This window comes from Actinomadura fibrosa (assembly GCF_900659615.1).
Taxonomy (GTDB): Bacteria; Actinomycetota; Actinomycetes; order Streptosporangiales; family Streptosporangiaceae; genus Spirillospora; species Spirillospora fibrosa.
Map to the genome: position 1 here is coordinate 1 of NZ_CAACUY010000517.1, position 2,043 is coordinate 2,043.

Below are 2,043 nucleotides of genomic sequence, written 5' to 3' on the forward strand. Positions count from 1 at the left end.
CCGTACCCCGTGGTCCATCCAGTGCTGGAGCACCCGCCGGATCTCGGTGTACAGGCCGTCGGGGTCGTTGTCGAAGTTGAGGGGGTAGATGTCCTGGTACTTCTTGGGCGGGTTCTCGGCGTAGGCGATCGTCCCGTCCGCCCGCGTGGTGAACCACTCCGGATGCTCGCGCACCCACGGATGGTCAGGCGAGCACTGCAACGCCAGGTCGAGTGCCACCTCCATCCCGAGATCCTGGGCATAGCCGACGAAGGCAGCGAAGTCCTCCATCGTGCCGAGGTCCGGGTGGACGGCGTCGTGCCCGCCCGCGCTCGACCCGATCGCCCAGGGGGAGCCGGGGTCGTAGGGGCCGGCGTCCAGGGTGTTGTTGGGGCCCTTGCGGAACGTCCGCCCGATCGGATGGATCGGCGGCAGATAGATCACGTCGAAACCCATGTCGGCGATGGCGGGCAGCCGCTTCGCCGCCGTGCGGAAGGTGCCGGACAGGGGCGTCCGGTGCCGGGACGGCTCCACCGCGGCGCCCTCCGAGCGCGGGAAGAACTCGTACCAGGACCCGAACAGGGCCCGCCGCCGGTGCACCTCCAGCGGGAACCACTCGCTCACCGTCAGCAGGTCGCGCAGCGGATGGCGCTCCAGGACGCCCCTGACCTCGCGGCGCTCGGCGGCGGCGAGCCGGTCGAGGGGGTCCAGGTCCTCGTCCGCGAGGACGCGGGTGAGGCGCGCGAGGACCCGCCGGTCCCCGGCCGGGAGGCCGCGGGCGGCGCGCAGGAACAGCGCCATGCCCTCCGCGAGCACCAGCTCGGCGTCCTGGCCGCGCGGGATCTTGATCCGCGCGTCGTGCAGCCAGTGCGCGACCGGATCGCCCCACGCCTCGACCCGGTACGACCACGAGCCGGGCCGGTCCGGCGTCACTTTCGCGGCCCACCGGTCCAGGCCCTCGCCGACCTCGGCCATCCGCGCGCCGGGCAGTTCCTCGCCCGCGGGCGTGCGCAGCACCACGGCCGCGCCCAGCATCCCGTGCCCCTCGCGGAACACCGTCGCGCCGACCTCGACCGTCTCGCCCGACGCCGCCTTGGCGGGCCACGGGCCGCAGCGGGCCGCCGGCGCCACGTCCAGAATCGGGACGCGGCCCAGCCCGGCCCCCGGCTTCACCTGCATGCGCGTGCTCCCGCCCGTCGGCGCCCCGCCCCGGCCGGCGCCGCCCTCATGGTCCAGCGATGTGCCTGTCTCCGATGTACCTAGGCATCCATGCCCCGTCCGCAAGTTCCGGCCGACCGTGCCACTGCAAGATCAAGTAAAGATCGGCCAGGGCTGGGCAATCCGCCGGAGGCGAGATTTCGGACGCGCTTAAGGCGCATTTGAGCGATGAACTGCTCCACGGGCCGCTCCCGTAACCCCGGCGACATCCCCCGACGGAAGGAACGGCTTCGTGATCCAGATGAGGCGTGCCCGCACGGTGCTCGGTGCGGCGGGGCTGCTGGCGGTCATCGGCGGCGCCGCCGCGTGCGGTAGCGGAGGGGAGCGCGTGGCGGGCCAGGTGGCCGCGGAGTCCTCGGCGTGCGCGCGGATCCACGGGCAGCTCGCCGCGGGCCAGGCGGTCGACGTCGGCGCAGCACAGCAGTGCGATCAGGTGGAGTTCGGGGCGCTGGAGAACGAGCGCCAGGCGGCACGGGCCGCGGGCGAGAAGCCGGCGATGCGGAACAGCGCGACCTGCGAGGCCGTCAACGCGCGGGCGGCGCGGGGGGACGCGACACTCGACTTCAACCTGGCGTTCCACTGCCGCCAGCGCGAGCGGTTCGCCAACACGGTCAACGCGCAGAACGGCGTGGGCGAGCCGAACAAGGTGACCTCGCTGTGCCTCGGCGTCCGCGCCAGGAAGGCGCGCGGCGAGGCCGTCGATCCGTTCGTGCGCTCGTTCTGCGACAAGGAGGAGGCCGCCGCGGGCGGTGCCGGGACGGGCGGCCAGGGCGGCCGGACCGAGCCGACCCGCGGGAAGTTCGACCTCATCACGCTGGTGGTGGCGGCCGGACCCGAGCCCGAGGG

General features: G+C 73.6%; 1 protein-coding gene and 1 pseudogene. One reads left to right on the plus strand and one right to left on the minus strand.

All coding sequences use genetic code 11. The annotated features are described in order from the left end of the window. Positions 1-1,158 (minus strand): maltotransferase domain-containing protein (locus tag E1300_RS49275; protein WP_131764123.1); only part of this gene is annotated, 1,158 nt, incomplete at its 3' end. 271 nt (positions 1,159-1,429) lie between these two features. Between E1300_RS49275 and E1300_RS53240 the strand changes: the two are divergent. Further along, positions 1,430-2,043, plus strand: a pseudogene (locus tag E1300_RS53240) (hypothetical protein); the annotation flags it as partial.